Genomic DNA, 18,525 nt, shown 5'->3' on the forward strand with positions numbered 1-18,525 from the left:
TGTTATGTTGAAAATAAAATGAATGGTGTCATCGTATCGCTCTTCAGCAAAATAAGGGAGTTGATTTCTGTTTCGACTTGGCGCTTCCTAGAGGGCCTCGGGGCAACATTTATGTGCGAAAGCGAAGCGGCAGCACATTTGGTTTTTGTAACGAAAGCTAATTTCAATATATTTTTTTTTACAAAAAAGGAGCCATCTCATTCATATGGGGTGGCTCTTTTGTTATGTTGAAAATAAAATGAATGGTGTCATCGTATCGCTCTTCAGCAAAATAAGGGAGTTGATTTCTGTTTCGACTTGGCGCTTCCTAGAGGGCATCAGGGCAACATTTATGTGCGAAAGCGAAGCGGCAGCACATTTGGTTTTTGTAACGAAAGCTAATTTCAATATATTTTTTTTACAAAAAAGGAGCCAATTTCATTCAATGAGATGGCTCCTTCTGCTTTAATTATTTATTGTTGTTGAAACGTAATTTTAAGCACGCTTTTTCTACATCGTGAAGCGTTTCTTTAAATGGTATTTCACCTGAGTAAAGTGCAATTGTAACAGGTGCTTTTTCTGTTATACCTTGCTGTGTAAAAATATAATTTTTGTCCTTATACGTTAAATATATATTTTTTACAGGCCTTTTTCCGAAAGTATTAGTAGATGAATTGAAAAATCCTTTTAGTTGACTGCAGTATTCATTGTAAAAATCACTTTTAAAGCCAGAAAGAGCCTCAAATTTTTTACTATCAATAGCTTTAGCCTCACTCGCTAACTCGAAGATTTTAGCGGAAAATTCGGGAAAAACTTCTTTTACTTTTGCACGAATTAATGCTTTTGAATTATAACTGTTTAAGTCATCAGAAAGAGTGACTTTACTCATTGAAATAGCCTCCTGCATAAAAAACCTTTAATTCTTAATACCATAAATGTATAAGAAAAATAAGGGAATTTCAATATACTTAACCATTTTTAAGATAATAGCAGTGTATAAATTAGTAAAAAATAGGTGTTTTTATGCAATTTAGGGCAGGAAAATACTACTTGTATCTTCATACAGCAATTTTCTATAGCCAAAGCAAAGCGATAGCTACAATTACGCCAAATTGATCAGTCGTAAACATGGTACAACATAAGTTCATGAATCATTTTTTTTACATCTTCTTCGTTTGGAGGGATCATTCCATGCCATTGTATAACGCCATCTTTTAAGTACTCCGCTGTGTAACGTTCACGTTTATAGAAGAACGAAATAGACCAGCCTGGAAGCTGAGAATTTTCAAATAAAGGCTTAAAGCTAAAATGCTGAATCATAACCAAACCCCATTTCTTATTTATGTAGTTAATATTATTCAAGGATAGTGGCTATTTTGCAACTGTAATGAGCTCGATAAAAGATATTTTGCTTACGTACGCACGTTTTTCACTGATTCCCACTACGGGCTACTCGACTCCCGTGGGAAAGCAAGTGCTCGTTGCGTGAATCAGTAATAAAGGTGGATAAAAATAGTTAATCTAATAGAGGGTATTTCTTTCGTAGAAAATCATTGCTCTGCTATAATTAGTGCAGCAGGCGACAAAATACGCCAATAGTGAATACAATTGAAATGAGAGGATACGAATGGATAATTTTATAGTGACATTACTATTTATGGCAATTATAGGTGCTGCAATCGGTGGTGTAACGAATCACCTAGCTATTAAAATGCTTTTCCGACCACATAAAGCTATATATATTAAAAATTGGCGAGTGCCCTTTACACCAGGTCTTATTCCGAAGCGACGTGACGAATTAGCAAAGCAACTTGGGTTAACGGTTGTGAATTATTTGTTAACACCTGAAACTTTTAGAAAGAAATTTTTCTCAAAGGATATTCAAAATAAGGTAGAACAGTTTGTACAAGCAAAGGTAGAAGAAACGATTTTTACTAATGATAAAACAATTCAGGATTGGCTATCATTAGCTGGGTTTTCCAATATGTCAGCAACAATTGAACAAAAGGTAGAAGCAATTGTTGAGGGACAATTTGAAGCGGTTAAGAATACACTATCAACGAAATCAATTCGTACGCTATTATCAGCAGATATTCAAAAAACTATTGATGCAAAGATACCAGTAGCGGTTGATCATATTTTAGAAAAGGGTGAGGATTATTTTTTATCACCTGAGGGCGAACTGACAATTAAGGCGATGATTGATGACTTCTTATCGTCAAAAGGATCACTTGGTGGAATGATTAATATGTTTTTAGGTGATTCTTCATCGCTCGTAGCAAAGGTTCAACGTGAACTTGTGAAACTTTTACAGGCACCAGGAACAACAACATTACTAACGAAAATTTTTACGCAGGAATTGGAAAAATTAAAAGATCGCCCAGCAATGGATTTCTTAAAGGATATTCGTTTTGAACAAATATTAACGAAATTGCAAGCTTACGTAAAAGAACAATTAGCAGTTGAAGAGCGCTTGAATTATCCTATTGCGCATTACTGGCCAGAAGGAAATTCATGGATGAAGGAAACAGTAATCCCACAAGCAATTGAAAAAGCTTTTGTAAAAGCTGAAGATAAATTAGAAGATGTGTTGAAACGCTTAAATTTACAAGAAGTAGTACGTGAGCAGGTTGATTCTTTCCCTGTATCAAAATTAGAGGAGCTTGTACTAGGTATTTCTAAGCGTGAGTTTAAAATGATTACAGTACTTGGTGCAGTTCTTGGTGGATTGATTGGGATTGTGCAAGGGTTAATTGTTTACTTTATTTGAAAAGGAGAATTATGTTTATGATTAATATTTACAATGAAATTAATGCGTTAGAGGCAACTTTACGTAAAACACCTGAATTTGAAGCGTTAAAAGAAGCAGTGGCAGCTGTTAAGGAAGATCAAGAGGCATTAAATTTATTCAAAAATTTCCGTAAGGTTCAAATTGACCTACAGCAAAAGCAGTTAACTGGCCAAGATATTTTGGAAGATGAACTTGTATACGCGCAAAAAGCAGCACAGCTTGCACAGCAAAATGCAAAAATTTCTACAATGCTTGAGGCGGAAATGAAGCTAAGTAAAATCATTGAAGAAGTAAACCGCATTTTAATAAAACCTATTCAAGCATTGTATGAGGAATTATAACAGCGAGGAAAAACAACTAAGCGGTGGAAAAGCATGATTTAGCGGCGATGTTGAGCAACAAAGCAGCGGAAAAGCATGATTTAGCGGCGATGTTGAGCAACAAAGCAGCGGAAAAGCATGATTTAGCGGCGATGTTGAGCAACAAAGCAGCGGAACAACATGATTTAGCGGCGATGTTGAGCATCAAAGCGACGGAACAACATGATTTAGCGGCGATGTTCAACATCCAAGCAGCAGAGCAACAGATTTTAGCGTCACAAACGAGTGTCTGGACAAAACAGATGCTATCAATCTGATCGAATAGCTTTCTTAGGCATAAAAATACTAATAGTTGCACATATAACAAGTAAGAAGAAAAACGTGTTTCCGCAAGCCGGAGCACGTTTTCAATTTATGGCTCAATATCTATTGGAGGTTATATTATGCATGTAATCATTGAATGGACCTATAAAGCAAAAAAGGGTGCTGAAACTGTTTTACGTTCAGAAGAAATGCCAGCAGCTCAAGCCTTACTACTTGCAGAGGACATGGAGCGAACTGGGAGAGTAAAATCACTGCACTGTGTCGATCGACAGGATACAAACTGGTCTTTAAAGGAACTCAAGGCATATTTAAAGGAAATTGACACTGAGCCACACAATATTACTGTCTATTTTGATGGGGGCTTTGATCGTGCAACGAATCAATCGGGGCTAGGCTGCGTGATTTATTATGAGCAAAATGGCAAGCCATATCGATTACGACAAAATTCTTTTTCGTCAGAGCTTAAATCCAATAATGAGGCAGAATATGCAGCGCTTTATTTGGGGGTTGTCGAGCTTGAGCTATTGAATGTTCATCATTTGCCCGTTTGTTTCACTGGTGATTCTCAAGTTGTTATTAATCAATTGAGCGGAGAATGGCCGGCGCTTGAAAAGAATTTATCTAGCTGGGCAGATAAAATTGATGCAAAGCTAGAGGAGCTAAGTATCCAGCCAGAGTACAAGCTTATATCACGTAAAGAAAATTCTGAAGCTGATCGCCTTGCAACTCAAGCATTAAACGGTATCGATATTACGGGCTTAAGGGAAATGGTTAAGGAATGAGTATTAGACACTGTGAAAGAGAAAGAGACTGGACATAATCCCTCTCTAAACTAAAAAGCCGGTGACATTTTACGATCAGTAAAATTTCACCGGCGTTAAATTTTTTCATAAAAAATAAGGACCACTTCTGATAAAATTAAGTCACCACAACAAAATTATACAGAAAGAAGGGTCCTTATGTTTAAAGATTATAATTTTGTCTTTAGATTTAGAAGTGAAGTACAAAAGAACGATATTGTCTTCCATGTTCACCATTAATCCACCAGTATTATGAACTTGTGGTTTGTTTATTGATCCACTTCTTATGTAGACAATTTTTTTTACTATTCAAAAGTATTGATTGCCAATGTAAGACTAGTTAGCTCAGCATTACTTTGATCATGATTAAATTCAGCTTGGAAATAAACATTATCAAATTCAAAATTTGCATAATATACGATATCATCAGGATCTCCATATCTCTCATAAGAAGAAATTTGAATAGCTTGATCTATGACTTCCTCTAAAGATTCTTTTGTAACATTTTTGAAATTTGAAAGATAATAATGACTAACAGGTATCTCTTCCTCAGCTAGACAGAAAAAGTAATTATCATAAAAAGAACAGAGACCTCCCTCATAATACTCTTCCCTTTTTGGCGAACCTGCTTTTCTCTTAGCTAACGTATAAGTATCACCAAAAATAATATCAGTATTAAAGAAATCATGATTTAGCAATTTTAGTAGTTTTGGATTTTGAATGATGGATAATCCAGAATATAAGTTTGTTGTACTATGATCACTAATTATGACATGGTCACGAAATGTAAAATGCTCTAAATAATCTCCTGTTTGAATAGTAAAGGTATTTTTAGAGGTATCTACTTTCATTTCAACAAAAGAATCTTTACTTGTACCATTTACTATTCAAGGCTTGTTGCTTCCACTCTTCTGTCGTGTAAGATAATTTGTCATTCTTTGTTGACTCATTAGAAACATCAGGTTCTTTTGATGGTTGATCCTCACAAGAAAATAACAAACAACTTAGAAACAATAGTGGAATTATCCGTTTTTTCAACATAGTATCTCCTTACTTCTCCATAAAATTAGTAGATTCATCACCAAAAGCAGGGGACGAAATTTGTTAAAAAGGAACAGAAATCAACCCTACGCTATTGGCAATAGGCCAATTATTCAAATTTATTATTGCTAATTATAATAGATATTGACTAAAAAAACGGTTATTATCATAAATTCTCCATTTTTAATGAAACTTTTACCATTCTGAAACTACTACTACTATGAACCTAATAATAAGGAGAGATTTTATGAACATGAAAAAATTTGCACCCGCAGCAATGACAGCATTATTATTTGGAAGTGTAGTAATACCGGTCGCTTCAGCAAAAGAAAATCCGACAGAGACAGAACAACAACTACCACAAATTCAAATTGATCCTGTTCACATTTTCACTACTACCTATGGAACAGTTGAAAAAGTCAATGCCAGTGGAAAAATTACATATTTCACAGTAAAAGATGCTGATCAAACAAATATTTTAGAAATAACAAAAGATACACTTGTTTTCGATAATACAGGTAAAAAAGTGGAGCTTAAAGAAGGGGATAAAATAGTAGCTTATACATTTGCGAATAAGCCACAAAAATTAATTTATCCACCACAATTCGATCCTGATGTTGTTATTGTTGAAACTAAGGAAGCTGGATTTGTTGAAGTTGATTACTTCTTTGAAAACCTAACAAATACTTATAATATGTTAAAATTAAGCATTGGTGAAAACACAGATCTTTTAAATACGAAGGGCGAGAAAGTTACAGCTAAAGATTTAGTAGAGAAGAACTTAGTTGTTTTTTATACAGCTTCAACAAAAAGTATCCCCGCTCAAACTACCCCTTCGAAAGTAATTGTTCTTGATGACGAATCAGGAAATACAACAGAAAATACTGTAGATGCAGAAATAGCAGAAATAATCGCGACAGATTATTATGAAGTTGATGGAACAAAGATGGTTCCGTTACGTTTGATTGCCGAAAAGCTTGATTATACAGTGGAGTCAACAGGTAAAGGTGCAATTGTATCTAAAGGTAATTTATCCTACACAATTACTCGTGGAGAAAAAATGTTTGGTTATAATAAAGCATTACGCTCACTTAATGTAGCTCCTGCTTTGTTAGGAAGTAATAAAACATATGTACCAGTTGAATTTGTAGAGGAATACTTAAAATAATTTTAAAATCTCTGTAAAGGTAGATTACCTTTATAGGGATTTTTTTAATTTTGTTTTTCCAAATATATTCATATAAGGAAACTCTAAAGAGCAAATAGCGTCTTTATTAACGGAGAGAATGACTTTACTTCAGGAATTCGAATAGAAGAGAGGATTTAATTTGGAAAGAAAAACTAGAAGCTCTAAAAAAGCGAAACCTAAAAATAAAGTTATAAAAATTACCCTACTAGTAATTGTAATTTTACTATTAACTGTCACTAGTTATGGAGCTTATGCCTTTGTTAAATTTAAAAATGCTTATGATAGTTCAAAGGTTGATTTAAATAGAGCAGGAAATAAATCAGAGCTTAGGGAAGAGGATGTATCATTTAAAAAAGATCCAATCGCAATTCTATTATTAGGTGTTGAAAATTATTCTAGTAAGGAGAAGGACGGTCGAGCAGATACTCAAATGGTCATTACTTTGGATCCGGATACATCTGAAATAAACTTAATTACAGTACCTCGGGATGCAAGAGTTAAAATAGAAAATGCCGGGGAATATACAGGGATACATAAAATCAATGCCGCTTATAATTATGGATCAATTACAGGCTATGGGGCAATTAAGCTGCAATTAGAGACAGTTGAAAAATTCCTGAATATACCGATCGATAATTTTATTGCAGTTAACTTTGATGGCTTTAGAGATATTGTCGATGCTTTAGGTGGAGTAACAATAGATGTAAAAGAGGATTTCTGGGAAGATAATATTTACGATAGAAAACAAAGGATAGAATTTCATAAAGGAGAGGCACGTTTAAATGGGGAAGAGGCACTTGCATTTGTAAGAATGAGATACAGACCTGTTAATGCTTCATACTCACGCGAAGAGAGACAAAGACAATTTTTGACGGCAACAATTAATCAAGCAAAATCGACGAATACCATATTTAAAATTGGTCAAATTGCCGATATTTTAGGAAAAAACGTAGAAACAGATTTAAACCTTAATGAAATCTATGCACTCCAAAAGCAATATTTGAATTCCAAAAACATATCTACGAAAACGTTAGAAATAAAAGGAGAAGATCAGTATATCGGTAAAACTTCTTATTTTATACCCGATATGGAACGCTTGGAGAAAGTAAGCGTGGAATTAAGAAAAATTCTTAAACTAAAAGAAAAAAAATTCAAAACAAATGCGGCTATAGATAATTAAAAGATAAAAATCCATTTTGATAAATTTTGTCAAAATGGATTTTTTGATCATCAGACGGAATATTCTGTTATTAATTGCGGCTTTGCTTATCGTTATGGAAATTTGTTAAACTATTGGTGCTGTAATTTTTGAGAGAAAAGAGCGAAGAAAATGAAATTTATTCACATAGATCAAAAATATCCTGAGGATTGGATTCGCGTATTAAATCATATTGCGAATTTATTTTTTGAGGATTCCAAGTTAACAGTAGAGTCTGAAGGAACAGATATGGCAGTATCATTCGAACATAATGTTGGGGATGATTTCTCAATTTCTACAAAAGCCGTTCTAGAAGTAGACGGTAAGCGTTTTACAAATGATTACCGTATTCAATATGAAACGGAGGCTGAAGGACGTGAGCTAAATATTCGTATGAAGCGTGCTTTATCTCACGTATTTTTAGATGTGCTAGAGCAACATACGGGAATGCATCAGCAATGGGGAATTTTAACAGGTGTGCGTCCAACTAAGCTTTACCATAAATTCCGACAAGCTGGGAAGAGTGAGGATGAAATAGCAAATATTCTTATTCGTGATTTCCGTCTGTCAGAAGAAAAGGTAGCATTACTTAAAGAAATAGTGGCTCGTCAGCTAGTGACGATTCCTGATATAGATGAAATCGGTAAAGAAATAAGTATTTATATCGGTATTCCTTTCTGCCCGACTAAATGTGCCTATTGCACGTTCCCAGCCTATGCGATTGGCAGCAATCGAAAACAAGGGCGTGTTGCTACATTTTTAGATGGGCTGCATATTGAATTACGTGAAATGGGGAAATGGCTGAAGGAAAATAATATGAAAATCACGTCCATTTATTGGGGTGGTGGTACACCGACATCTATCGAGGCCCATGAAATGGATGCACTCTATCAAACAATGCATGAATCCTTCCCACACCCTGAGACAATCCGTGAAGTAACTGTCGAAGCGGGTAGACCTGATACGATTACGCCTGAAAAACTAGACGTGTTAAAAAAATGGGGTATTGACCGAATAAGTGTTAATCCACAATCGTATACAGATGAAACACTTAAAGCAATTGGGCGTCATCATACGGTACAGGAAACAATTGATAAGTTTTGGTTAGCACGTGAATCAGGCATGAATAACATTAATATGGATTTAATTATTGGTTTACCGAATGAAGGAATTGAAGAGTTCCAGCATTCATTAGATGAATCTGCAAAAATGCAGCCAGAATCGCTAACGGTACACACATTATCATTTAAGCGTGCATCGGAAATGACACGTAATAAGGATAAGTACAAGGTAGCAGACCGTGATACTGTTGCAAAAATGATGCATATGGCACAAGTATGGACGAAGGAAAATGATTATGTACCATACTATTTATATCGTCAAAAAAACATTTTAGGTAATTTAGAAAATGTCGGCTACAGTAAAGCTGGTGAAGAAAGTATCTATAATATTGTCATAATGGAAGAAGTACAGACAATTTTAGGGATTGGCTGTGGAGCATCCTCTAAATTTGTACATCCTGAAACAGGGAAGATTACGCAGTTCCATAATCCAAAAGATCCAGCTGCTTACATCATGACGTTTGAAGAGGCAATCGGTAAAAAAATTGAGTTTTTAGATGAGTTATATAAGGCATAAAAAAGATGGCAATCTGACGTAGTGTTCAGATTGCCTCTTTTATTCCGATAAATCGCGATAATGGTCCGATAAACCAGTAAAAGATTCCGATAAAACCACAAAATGTTCCGATAAAATTAAAAAACATTCCGATAAAATCTCGTTATAATTTTCTTAAATCACACGCCATTTTTAATATAACAGCATCTTCAAAATATTGAGGATCGTAGCCTGTTAGCTCTCTAATTTTATTTAGTCTATAGGTGAGCGTATGACGATGAATATTTAACTGTTGGGAACAGAGTTTAAGCTGTAAATTACAATTAAAAAAAGCTTGTAATGTTTCAAGTTGCTTTGCATTCATGCTTTTGAGAACACGTAGATGGAATGCTCGAACCTCCTCCGAATCTTGATTTTTAAAAAGAGAGAATAACTCTATATCTTCAAAATAAGTGATTTCTTTATTAATTAAGGCAAACTTTAGTGCCGTTTTAGCACCATGGTAGCTATGAGGTAACTGAGATAAATGTTGGACGGTTGGACCAACTCCAATCTGTAAGGAATGAAGTTTTTGTTGCTTTTTCCGCAATGCCCTCATTATTTGCTGCTGTGTATTGTCCTCACAACTTGTTAACAGAATATAGTATTCATGTAGTTGACTATATCCTGAAAGTATAGGCTGCTTATAAAATAGATCTTCTAGGAAGAAAGGGATGCTATTCTCTGTGTATAAGGGTTCATCTAAGCTTACTAGTAGGATTTGAAAAGGTGCTACTAGTGGAAATGGCAGCTTATGGATCCGTTCCTGTAATGCCGCATCTAGCATGCTACCATGAACTAGTGCTTCAAATATGTAGTCATTATTTTTTCTATGCCATTCACTTTTTGATTCGATAATGGCTTGATGTGCCATGATTTCTGTTGTTAATTGGACAAGGTTGGCGATTTCTAGTATGTCCTCAGAATCCCCTGTAATCCCAATAACACCAATGACATCATCCTGATACATGATAGGCATATTAATGCCAGGCCTAGTGTTTGGATACTGGTCTATATTTTCCTCATTAATAATAAGCGTCTCCTTGTTTTTGGCAACATAGAGTGCGCCTTCATGAATATTCTCAACTCTCATTTTATCGCCAGAAGCTAAAATGACACCGGTTGGACTAATGACATTAATGTTGCGACGTAATCGTAACATTGTTTGATGTACGATATCTTCTGCTAATTTTTTCGTTAATATGTTTATACACCTCGCATAAAAAACATCTGTTATATTACAGTTAATTTATACATTCATTATAATGTTTTCTGAATTTATTGTCATTATAATAAATGTAAGCGCTTAACTTAATTGTGTTATAGAAAGAATTATGGAGGTATAAAATGAAAGTCGTTATTAGTCCAGATTCCTATAAGGGCACTTTATCGGCCATCGAGGTGGCTAATGCAATGCAGGCAGGAATCATGGATGTTAATCAATCGATTGAAACAATTATTCTTCCCGTTGCAGACGGTGGAGAAGGTACACTAGTATCACTTATCGCCTCAACAGATGGTCGATATATTTCACAATATGTACTTGACCCATTGGGGAGAGAGATTGAAGCAAAATATGGTGTTCTCGGTGATAATGAAACATGTGTAATTGAAATGGCTCAAGCATCTGGTATTATGCTGTTACGGGAGAAAGAAAAAAATCCTGAGCTTGCATCAACGTATGGAACGGGACAGCTTATAAAGGCTGCTCTTGATGCAGGATTTAGGAAGTTTATTATCGGAATTGGCGGCAGTGCTACAAATGATGCTGGTGTAGGTATGTTAAAGGCACTTGGACTCCAATTTAAAAAAGAAGACGGCACTTTAATTTCCGAGGGGGTGTCATCACTATTAGATTTAGCTTTAATTGATGCTAGTCAGCTAGATGCTCGATTGAATGAAACGCAATTTATTATTGCATGTGATGTAGACAATCCACTAATTGGAGATTGTGGGGCAACAGCTATTTTTGGACCTCAAAAAGGTGTGAAGGAGCATCAAATAGCTTATTTTGATAGCTGCCTAAAGCGGTTTGCAGATATTATTGAAAAACAATTTAGCATTCGACTACATGACTTCAAAGGGGCGGGTGCGGCAGGGGGAATGGGAGGTGCATTAGTAGCCTTTTTAAACGGTAGTTTTCATGCGGGCATTGATATTGTAATTGATGCAGTGCAGCTAAAAAAACATTTAGAAGGTGCTGGTTTTGTTATTACAGGTGAAGGCAAATCGGATTGTCAAACATTGCATGGAAAGGCGCCTTTAGGGGTAGCGAAGGTAGCAAAATTAGCAAATGCACAGGCTATTTTGTTGTCAGGGGCTATTGATGAAATTGATAAACCTGCGCTACTAAACTACTTTAATGTTGTTGAGTCATTAGTAGATGAGAAGATTAGTGTTCAGCAGGCAATGCAAAAGCCTTATGAATTTATTCGTCTAAAAACAAAAAGGATATTTGAGTATTACGTACAAAAGGGGGATGAGTAAATGTTGTTCATCATTATTTTAATAGGGGTATTGTTTGTTGTATTTGGAACAGCAAAGTTAAAGCTTCATCCATTTTTGGCCTTATTAATAAGCGCATTCTTTGTTGGAATTGTTTCGGGTATGCCTTTATTAACAGTGATTGAAAGCATTAACACCGGCTTTGGTGGGTTGATGACAAGTATCGGTTTAGTTATTATAGCAGGTACAATAATTGGTTTAATATTAGAAAAATCAGGGGCCGCTTATCGAATGGCAGAAGTGGTATTACGAGTTGTTGGTCCAAAGCGTCCTCAATTAGCAATGTCATTAATCGGTTATATCGTCTCTATCCCAGTCTTTTGTGATTCAGGCTTTATTATTTTATCGAGCTTACAGAAATCTTTAGCTAAGCGTGCTAATGTAACAATTGCTTCGATGGCTGTAGCTTTAGCGACAGGGCTTTTCGCTACACATGTATTAGTACCGCCAACACCAGGGCCAATTGCTGCAGCTGGAAACATCGGTGCATCAGATTATTTAGGAACAGTTATTGTTATCGGGTTGATAGTAGCGATTCCAGCAACATTTGTAGGGTATTTATGGTCGGTGAAAGTAGCGACAAAAATTCGCGTACCAGAAGATGAAGTAGAAGCATTAGATTATGAGGAAGTCATAAAATCTTTTGGTAAAATGCCATCAACGTTTAAAGCATTTTTACCTATTGTACTACCTATCGTATTAATTGGTATTGGTTCGATTGCTGCATTAGTTGGTGATCCAGAATCGACATTAAATGTGATTTTCAGATTTCTAGGATCTCCAACAGTTGCTTTATTTTTAGGTGTCTTAGCAGCATTTTTGTTATTACCAGAAATTAGTGAAAATACGTTAACTGGTTGGATTGGTGAAAGTTTAAAAGAAGCAGCTCCTATTTTATTAATTACTGGAGCAGGCGGTTCATTTGGTACAGTAATAAAAAATGCTGGTGTTGGGGAAATGCTGCAAGAAATGGATTTAGGCATGTTTGCTTCAGGAAGCCTATTCCTCATTGTGCCATTTATCGTAGCAGCAGCATTGAAAACAGCTCAGGGGTCTTCAACGACAGCACTTGTTATTACATCTACACTTGTAGCACCAATGTTAGCCACACTTGGAATTGGAGGAGCGATACCGTTAGCATTAGTAGTCATGGCGATAGGTGCTGGGGCAATGACAGTTAGCCATGTCAATGATAGTTTCTTCTGGGTGATTACACAGTATAGCGGAATGGAAGTGACACAAGCATACAAAGCGCAAACAGTTGCAACCTTACTACAAGGGCTAGTCACTATTGTCGTAACAATAATCTTATGGTGGATTTTAGTTTAACTTCTTTCAGCAATTATTTTATGTAACGAAAGCAAAAGCGACAGATATAGAAATCTCCCATCTCTTTAGGTGGTGAGATGAATCAGATTTTAAATTAATTTTCAGCGGGTATCTGAATGTGCAAGTACAAAACCGAATCTGAACGCAATTGTGCCGAGGCATAATTGATTAGACATAGAGAGCAGCCCATGGGTAGCTCTCTTTTTTGTATAATAGAAAAATAGAAAGGAAGTAAGTAGATGAAAAAATTAATAGTAGTGCTCTTTTGTATTTTTTTATTAGCAGGCTGTACGGAAACATTAAATACGAAAAAAGTAGCCGTCACTGCAGGACATGAAATGCGCGTACATTTTATTGATGTAGGACAAGGAGATTCGATTTTTCTTGAATCCCCAAACGGCAAGACAATGCTTGTTGATGGAGGGGTTAAAGGTGCTGGGCAAAAGGTTGTCTCATATTTGAAGGAGCTTGGTGTGAACAAGCTTGATATAGTGGTCGCAACCCATCCTGATGCAGACCATATTGGTGGTTTAATTCCTGTGTTGAACTCGATAGATATCGGACAATTTTATGATTCAGGGAAGGTACATACATCTCAAACTTTTGAAGAGATGCTGACACTAATTGATACAAAGAATATTCCTTATAATGTTCCAAAAACAGGTGACAGTATAGCGTTTGATGATGATATTAATGTGAAGGTGTTAAATGCCAATGAGCATGCAACAGATAATAATGATGCTTCCATTGTCTTAAAAGTTACTTATGGCAATGTATCATTTTTATTAACAGCCGACGCGGGAATAGCGTTAGAAAAAGAGATGATGCAGAACGATGTGAAAGCAACGATCTTAAAGGCAGGTCATCATGGCTCTAACACGAGTAGCTCTGTGGAGTTTATTCAGAAAGTACATCCTTGGGTGACAATTTTAAGCTATGGAGAGGGTAATAAGTATGGTCATCCGCATGCTGAAGTAGTTGAGCGTTTACAAGCAATTGGCAGTAAAATTTACGCAACTGCAGAAGCAGGGACTGTTATCGTCTCAACAGATGGGGTAAACTATGACGTGAATTCAAAAGAATGGTCTGGACCAATTGCTTCAGCACCACAAAAAACTAATTCAAGTGTCTCAGCACCAAAAACGACTAGTGCAAGTGTTGAGATTGTTAGTAAGGATTTAATCGAAGAAGTTGTAGGCATTAAAAATAATGGTAATGAAGCAGTGTCTTTAAAAGATTGGCAGCTTATATCGATTGAAGGGAATCAAGTTTTTAACTTCCCGAATGTGACATTGCAGCCAGGGAAGACGATTTATGTCACAAGTGGCTCGAATGCACAAGACGGTCAAAATTATTTGAAATGGACAAAGAAACAGATTTGGCTGAATGATGGGGATGCTGCTCAATTACGTAATGCGAAAGGGGAACTTGTTAGTGAGCTCGACTAAATACACCTTAGACCGTATTGAAGATGGATATGCAGTTTTTTTGAAATACCCAGAGGAAGAGGAACAGCTAATCATTTTACAGTCTGCCATGAATAAAACAGTACAGGTTGGCGATCGCGTGCTTATTGAAGAAATGGATGGCATCTATCAAATTGAAATTTTAAAAGAAGAAACTGAGCAGAAAAAGGTAGAAATACAAAGCTTAATGGATAGATTGCGTAAGAAAAAACAATAGTTCAAGAGTGAAGAAGAGGCTCATCACTAAAAGATGGAGATGAAATTTGTTAAAGCGTATGCCATATGATCGCTCGACTTGTTGGGGATTAGCAATAAAGGAACGAAGGCTAAAAGCATCCCGTCCTGTGATAACAGCTTAGTGACCAACATCGTGCGGCTGTCGCTTCGTTGGCACTACGCTTTCGCACCTTACTTTATGGAGATGAGCCAATTTTTACAGGCCAACTCGAGCACGAGAATGCCTAAAACGCTATGCTAAATATTTTGAATATATGCTAAAATAATTATACTAATAGGAAGCTAGGAGCTGACACAATGTCAATTAACACAATTATTTTTGATTTAGATGATACGCTATTATGGGATAAAAAATCTGTTAAAACAGCATTTGAGAAAACATGTGAATATGCAGCAACAATACATAATATAAATGCGGCTGAGCTGGAGGAATCTGTGCGTAAAGAAGCACGTGCACTTTACGAAGGCTACGAAACATATGATTATACGGTGTTAATCGGCATTAACCCATTCGAAGGATTATGGGGAACATTTGATGATCCAACAGATTCCTTCCAAAAAATGAAAAGTATCGTACCGGGCTATCGTACAGAAGCATGGACAAAAGGCTTAGCAGCTCTAGGCATTGAGGATGCACAACTAGGGGTGGAGCTAGGGGAGCGCTTTGTCGCAGAGCGAAAAGCGTCACCATTCTTATATGAAGATACTTTTCATGTGCTAGATATGCTGAAAGGAAAGTATCAACTCGTTTTACTGACAAATGGGGCACCAAGTTTACAAAATTTAAAACTGGAAATTACACCAGAAATCGCGCCTTATTTTGACCATATTATTATCTCTGGGGACTTTGGTAAAGGGAAACCAGATGCCTCTATTTTCGAGTATGTAATGGAGAAAGCAGATATTACAGCAGACGATGCGATCATGGTTGGAGATAATTTGAATACGGATATTTTAGGCTCATCGCGTGTTGGTATGAGAAATGTTTGGATCAATCGTGAAAACAATGCACCAAATGGTGTTGTCACTCCAACATATGAGGTTGATTCGTTAACTGCATTATTAGAACTTGTCAATAAGCTATAAGCAAAAATGTACTGATTCATCAAAGGATCAGTACATTTTTTAGTCTCTTGTGATACTAAGTAACCTCGGGGCTCACCTGCTTTTTTACGATAATAAATTTGCATAATAGAGTAGAGCGTAAATAAGCCATATATAATCGTAGCGTGTATGGAATGCATCAGTAAATAGATAGCAAATAAAATACCTGCAAACAAAACTAGCATGATGGCATTGGCGATGGCATGTTCGACTGTAGCTGCAACAAAACGTCGTTTAATATGAGGCATTCTTTTTTTGCAAGCCATAGTGTGAAATGCGTAAGCAATAATGATCGTAAGCTAGATTACGTGCAGTACTCCTAAACCAAGCGAGCTCCACCTTCTTTGATTGTCTGCTGATATTTTAAATAGAGGGCAAATGTCTCCTGTGTGAAATCCTCCGCTAATTTCTCATCATTGAGTAAATAATATAAGTATTTAAAAATGGTTTGATTATGTAAGTAAAATAGCTCTTCAATCGTCAAAATGTGCACCTCCTTTCTCTTAAAGACGAATGACTTTCTGAAAAGTATCATTTACCAAAAAAAGCTTCTCATTAATTAGGTATGACATTGTTTAAACGTATACTATGTATATAAGTTGATTGGAGTGGAGGCTGGGCGACTCCTTGGGGATCAGCAATAGAGGAACGAAGGCTAAAAGCATCACATCCTGTGCTAACGCCTTCGTGACCAACATCGTGTTGGCCCGAGACCCAGGAGCGAGCAACGCGAGTGAAGCGGCTCATCGGACGCCCCCAGGAAAGCGCCCAGTCGGAACGGAAATCAACCCTACGTTAAGATGATAATCTTCAAAAATAAAAAAGCAGAGAGTATTTGTACTCCCTGCTTATAAATCAATATATTATAGGTTAATCGCTTTTACTTCATCAATATTTTCAAGCTTTGCAACGAATGTTAAATCTTCTTCCGTTACAGCATTGTCGATTGTTAACATCATGACTGCTGTACCACCAACTTGTGCACGACCAACTTGCATTGTTGCAATGTTTACATCTTTTTCTGCTAGCTTTGTTGCTACGCGGCCGATTGCACCTGGTTTGTCAGTATTTTTAATGTAAAGAAGGTGACCTTGTGGAATAACGTCAACAACATAGTCTTCAACTTTAACAATACGTGCACCTAAACCATTTAATAATGTACCAGCAACTGTGTGTGTTTCGTTTACTGTTTTGATTTCAATCGTAATTAAGCTAGTGAAGCCTTTAGCAGTTGTAGTTTTATGCTCATTAATTTTCATACCGATGCGTTCAGATAAGTAGCGAGCATTTACGTCATTCACATGATTACCGTGGTTTTTAGCTAATAAGCCTTTTAAAGCATTTGACGTTAATGGACGAACATCATAATTTGCTACGTCACCAGCATAAGATAAGTTGATTTCTTTTACAGGCTCAGTTGTAAGTTGAGATAAGAATGAGCCTAGTTTTTCAGCTAATTCAAAGAAAGGCTCGACTTGTGCTAGTAACTCTTTTGGAATAGATGGCATGTTTACTGGGTTAGTTACAGTACCTGTTTTATAAAATTTAATGATGTCGTTTGAAACGTCTACAGCTACAGACTCTTGTGCTTCAATTGTAGATGCACCTAAGTGAGGTGTTGCGATTACTTGTGGTAAAGTAAGTAGTTTGTGATCTGTTGCTGGCTCAGATACGAATACGTCTAGAGCAGCACCCGCTACTTTACCTTCTACGATTGCATCGTATAAATCATCCTCATTGATAATACCGCCTCGTGCACAGTTAATGATACGCACGCCATCTTTCATCATAGCGAATTTTTCTTTGTTAATAAGGTTGCGTGTTTCAGGAAGAAGTGGTGTGTGTACTGTAATGAAATCTGCAGTTGCACAAATTTCTTCAACTGTTGATTTTGTTACCCCTAACTCTTTAGCGCGTTCATCTGTTAGGAATGGATCGTATGCCATAACGTTCATGCGTTGACCTTTTGCACGATAAGCAACTTCAACACCGATACGACCGAAGCCTACAACACCTAGCGTTTTATTTTTAAGCTCCACCCCAACATAAGATTTACGATCCCATTTACCATTTTTAAGTGTATTGAATGCTTGTGGGATGTGACGAGCAAGTGAAGTCATCATTGCAATAGTGTGCTCTGCAGCAGAGTTAGTGTTACCGTCTGGTGCATTCACGACGATAATGCCGTGTTCAGTTGCCGCAGTTAGATCGATGTTGTCTACACCCACTCCAGCACGTCCGATAAGTTTTAAGTTTTTAGCCGCTTCAATTACTTCACGTGTTACCGTTGTTTGAGAACGTACTAGTAAAACATCTACATCCGCAATTTTTGCGATTAATTCTTCTGCTGCAAGACCAGTATCAACAATGATATTTAAGTCTAAATCTTGTTCTTGTCGTAGTGGGAAAATACCATCTTCACTTAGTGGGTCAGCGATAAATACGTTAATTGTTTTTGTTGCAGTAGTCATTTGTAATTAGCTCCTTTTAATTAAAAATTTTTTAGAGTTCTTTATATACGAAACAGTCTGAATTTTGTAAAACTAAATATTTTACAGCATGCAAACAATCTCCTTTCTAAAAAAC

At 36.3% G+C, this 18,525-nt stretch carries 20 protein-coding genes; 13 read left to right on the forward strand and 7 right to left on the reverse strand.

The genetic code is table 11. The features are described 5' to 3' along the window. Positions 1-231 (forward strand): hypothetical protein (locus ACIQ7N_RS05325; RefSeq protein WP_402930636.1); only part of this gene is annotated, 231 nt, incomplete at its 5' end. A gap of 217 nt (positions 232-448) precedes the next feature. Here ACIQ7N_RS05325 and ACIQ7N_RS05330 read toward each other — a convergent pair. Together ACIQ7N_RS05330 and ACIQ7N_RS05335 are read right to left on the reverse strand one after the other, a co-directional pair. Then, entirely contained in the window at positions 449-868 is a 420-nt protein-coding gene (locus ACIQ7N_RS05330; RefSeq protein WP_132364061.1) for a hypothetical protein, read from the reverse strand. A 227-nt stretch (positions 869-1,095) separates the two neighbouring features. Beyond that, on the reverse strand, positions 1,096-1,299 hold the full coding sequence (locus ACIQ7N_RS05335) for a YheE family protein (protein WP_132364059.1): 204 nt from the start codon (positions 1,297-1,299) through the stop codon (positions 1,096-1,098). A 307-nt stretch (positions 1,300-1,606) separates the two neighbouring features. Here ACIQ7N_RS05335 and ACIQ7N_RS05340 point away from each other — a divergent pair, with 307 nt between their 5' ends. From ACIQ7N_RS05340 to ACIQ7N_RS05355, 4 genes are all read left to right on the forward strand, one after another. After that, complete coding sequence (locus ACIQ7N_RS05340; RefSeq protein WP_402930639.1) at positions 1,607-2,749, forward strand: DUF445 domain-containing protein; 1,143 nt, start codon at positions 1,607-1,609, stop codon at positions 2,747-2,749. A gap of 17 nt (positions 2,750-2,766) precedes the next feature. Further along, positions 2,767-3,111 carry a YlbF family regulator gene (locus tag ACIQ7N_RS05345; protein WP_132364055.1) on the forward strand — a complete coding sequence of 115 codons (345 nt, stop codon included), beginning with the start codon at positions 2,767-2,769 and terminating at the stop codon, positions 3,109-3,111. A gap of 23 nt (positions 3,112-3,134) precedes the next feature. Further along, positions 3,135-3,407, forward strand: coding sequence for a hypothetical protein (locus ACIQ7N_RS05350; protein WP_402930641.1), 273 nt, complete (start codon positions 3,135-3,137; stop codon positions 3,405-3,407). A 126-nt stretch (positions 3,408-3,533) separates the two neighbouring features. Beyond that, complete coding sequence (locus ACIQ7N_RS05355; RefSeq protein WP_274067465.1) at positions 3,534-4,196, forward strand: ribonuclease H family protein; 663 nt, start codon at positions 3,534-3,536, stop codon at positions 4,194-4,196. Positions 4,197-4,519: 323 nt separating this feature from the next. Here the strand turns inward: ACIQ7N_RS05355 and ACIQ7N_RS05360 are convergent, their stop codons facing one another. Together ACIQ7N_RS05360 and ACIQ7N_RS05365 are read right to left on the reverse strand one after the other, a co-directional pair. Beyond that, on the reverse strand, positions 4,520-5,065 hold the full coding sequence (locus ACIQ7N_RS05360; RefSeq protein ID WP_402930643.1) for a hypothetical protein: 546 nt from the start codon (positions 5,063-5,065) through the stop codon (positions 4,520-4,522). Positions 5,066-5,081: 16 nt separating this feature from the next. After that, on the reverse strand, positions 5,082-5,252 hold the full coding sequence (locus ACIQ7N_RS05365) for a hypothetical protein (RefSeq protein ID WP_402930645.1): 171 nt from the start codon (positions 5,250-5,252) through the stop codon (positions 5,082-5,084). A 250-nt stretch (positions 5,253-5,502) separates the two neighbouring features. On the opposite strand from ACIQ7N_RS05365, the gene ACIQ7N_RS05370 reads away from it, so the two are divergent. The 3 genes from ACIQ7N_RS05370 (at position 5,503) to ACIQ7N_RS05380 (ending at position 9,280) form a co-directional block, all read left to right on the forward strand. Continuing rightward, positions 5,503-6,423 carry a stalk domain-containing protein gene (locus ACIQ7N_RS05370; RefSeq protein WP_402930647.1) on the forward strand — a complete coding sequence of 307 codons (921 nt, stop codon included), beginning with the start codon at positions 5,503-5,505 and terminating at the stop codon, positions 6,421-6,423. Between the two features lie 160 nt (positions 6,424-6,583). Continuing rightward, a complete protein-coding gene (locus ACIQ7N_RS05375) occupies positions 6,584-7,624 on the forward strand; it encodes an LCP family protein (RefSeq protein WP_402930649.1) in 1,041 nt (346 codons plus the stop codon). Between the two features lie 150 nt (positions 7,625-7,774). Beyond that, positions 7,775-9,280: a coproporphyrinogen III oxidase gene (locus tag ACIQ7N_RS05380; RefSeq protein WP_402930651.1), complete on the forward strand. Its 1,506-nt coding sequence runs from the start codon at positions 7,775-7,777 to the stop codon at positions 9,278-9,280. A 142-nt stretch (positions 9,281-9,422) separates the two neighbouring features. Here ACIQ7N_RS05380 and ACIQ7N_RS05385 read toward each other — a convergent pair whose 3' ends face one another. Further along, positions 9,423-10,547 carry a CdaR family transcriptional regulator gene (locus tag ACIQ7N_RS05385; protein ID WP_402930830.1) on the reverse strand — a complete coding sequence of 375 codons (1,125 nt, stop codon included), beginning with the start codon at positions 10,545-10,547 and terminating at the stop codon, positions 9,423-9,425. A gap of 98 nt (positions 10,548-10,645) precedes the next feature. On the opposite strand from ACIQ7N_RS05385, the gene ACIQ7N_RS05390 reads away from it, so the two are divergent. The 5 genes from ACIQ7N_RS05390 to ACIQ7N_RS05410 all read left to right on the forward strand — a co-directional run bounded on the left by ACIQ7N_RS05390 (position 10,646) and on the right by ACIQ7N_RS05410 (position 15,921). Further along, positions 10,646-11,785, forward strand: a complete 1,140-nt coding sequence (locus tag ACIQ7N_RS05390; protein WP_402930652.1) for a glycerate kinase — start codon at positions 10,646-10,648, stop codon at positions 11,783-11,785. Continuing rightward, positions 11,786-13,132 (forward strand): GntP family permease, encoded by a 1,347-nt coding sequence (locus ACIQ7N_RS05395; RefSeq protein WP_402930654.1) that lies wholly within the window; start codon positions 11,786-11,788, stop codon positions 13,130-13,132. It abuts the gene before it with no gap. A gap of 239 nt (positions 13,133-13,371) precedes the next feature. Further along, positions 13,372-14,580, forward strand: coding sequence for an MBL fold metallo-hydrolase (locus ACIQ7N_RS05400; protein WP_402930656.1), 1,209 nt, complete (start codon positions 13,372-13,374; stop codon positions 14,578-14,580). Continuing rightward, positions 14,567-14,815, forward strand: coding sequence for a DUF3006 domain-containing protein (locus ACIQ7N_RS05405; protein WP_132364033.1), 249 nt, complete (start codon positions 14,567-14,569; stop codon positions 14,813-14,815). Before ACIQ7N_RS05400 ends, ACIQ7N_RS05405 begins: the two co-directional genes overlap by 14 nt. Positions 14,816-15,132: 317 nt before the next feature. Continuing rightward, complete coding sequence (locus tag ACIQ7N_RS05410; protein ID WP_402930659.1) at positions 15,133-15,921, forward strand: HAD family hydrolase; 789 nt, start codon at positions 15,133-15,135, stop codon at positions 15,919-15,921. Positions 15,922-16,258: 337 nt separating this feature from the next. Here ACIQ7N_RS05410 and ACIQ7N_RS05415 read toward each other — a convergent pair whose 3' ends face one another. Both ACIQ7N_RS05415 and serA read right to left on the reverse strand, forming a co-directional pair. Further along, entirely contained in the window at positions 16,259-16,423 is a 165-nt protein-coding gene (locus ACIQ7N_RS05415; RefSeq protein ID WP_402930661.1) for a hypothetical protein, read from the reverse strand. 379 nt (positions 16,424-16,802) lie between these two features. Continuing rightward, positions 16,803-18,410, reverse strand: coding sequence for a phosphoglycerate dehydrogenase (serA, locus tag ACIQ7N_RS05420; protein ID WP_402930663.1), 1,608 nt, complete (start codon positions 18,408-18,410; stop codon positions 16,803-16,805). Positions 18,411-18,525 lie beyond the last annotated feature (115 nt).

The organism is Lysinibacillus sp. NPDC095746 (assembly GCF_044763535.1).
Taxonomy (GTDB): domain Bacteria; phylum Bacillota; class Bacilli; order Bacillales_A; family Planococcaceae; genus Lysinibacillus.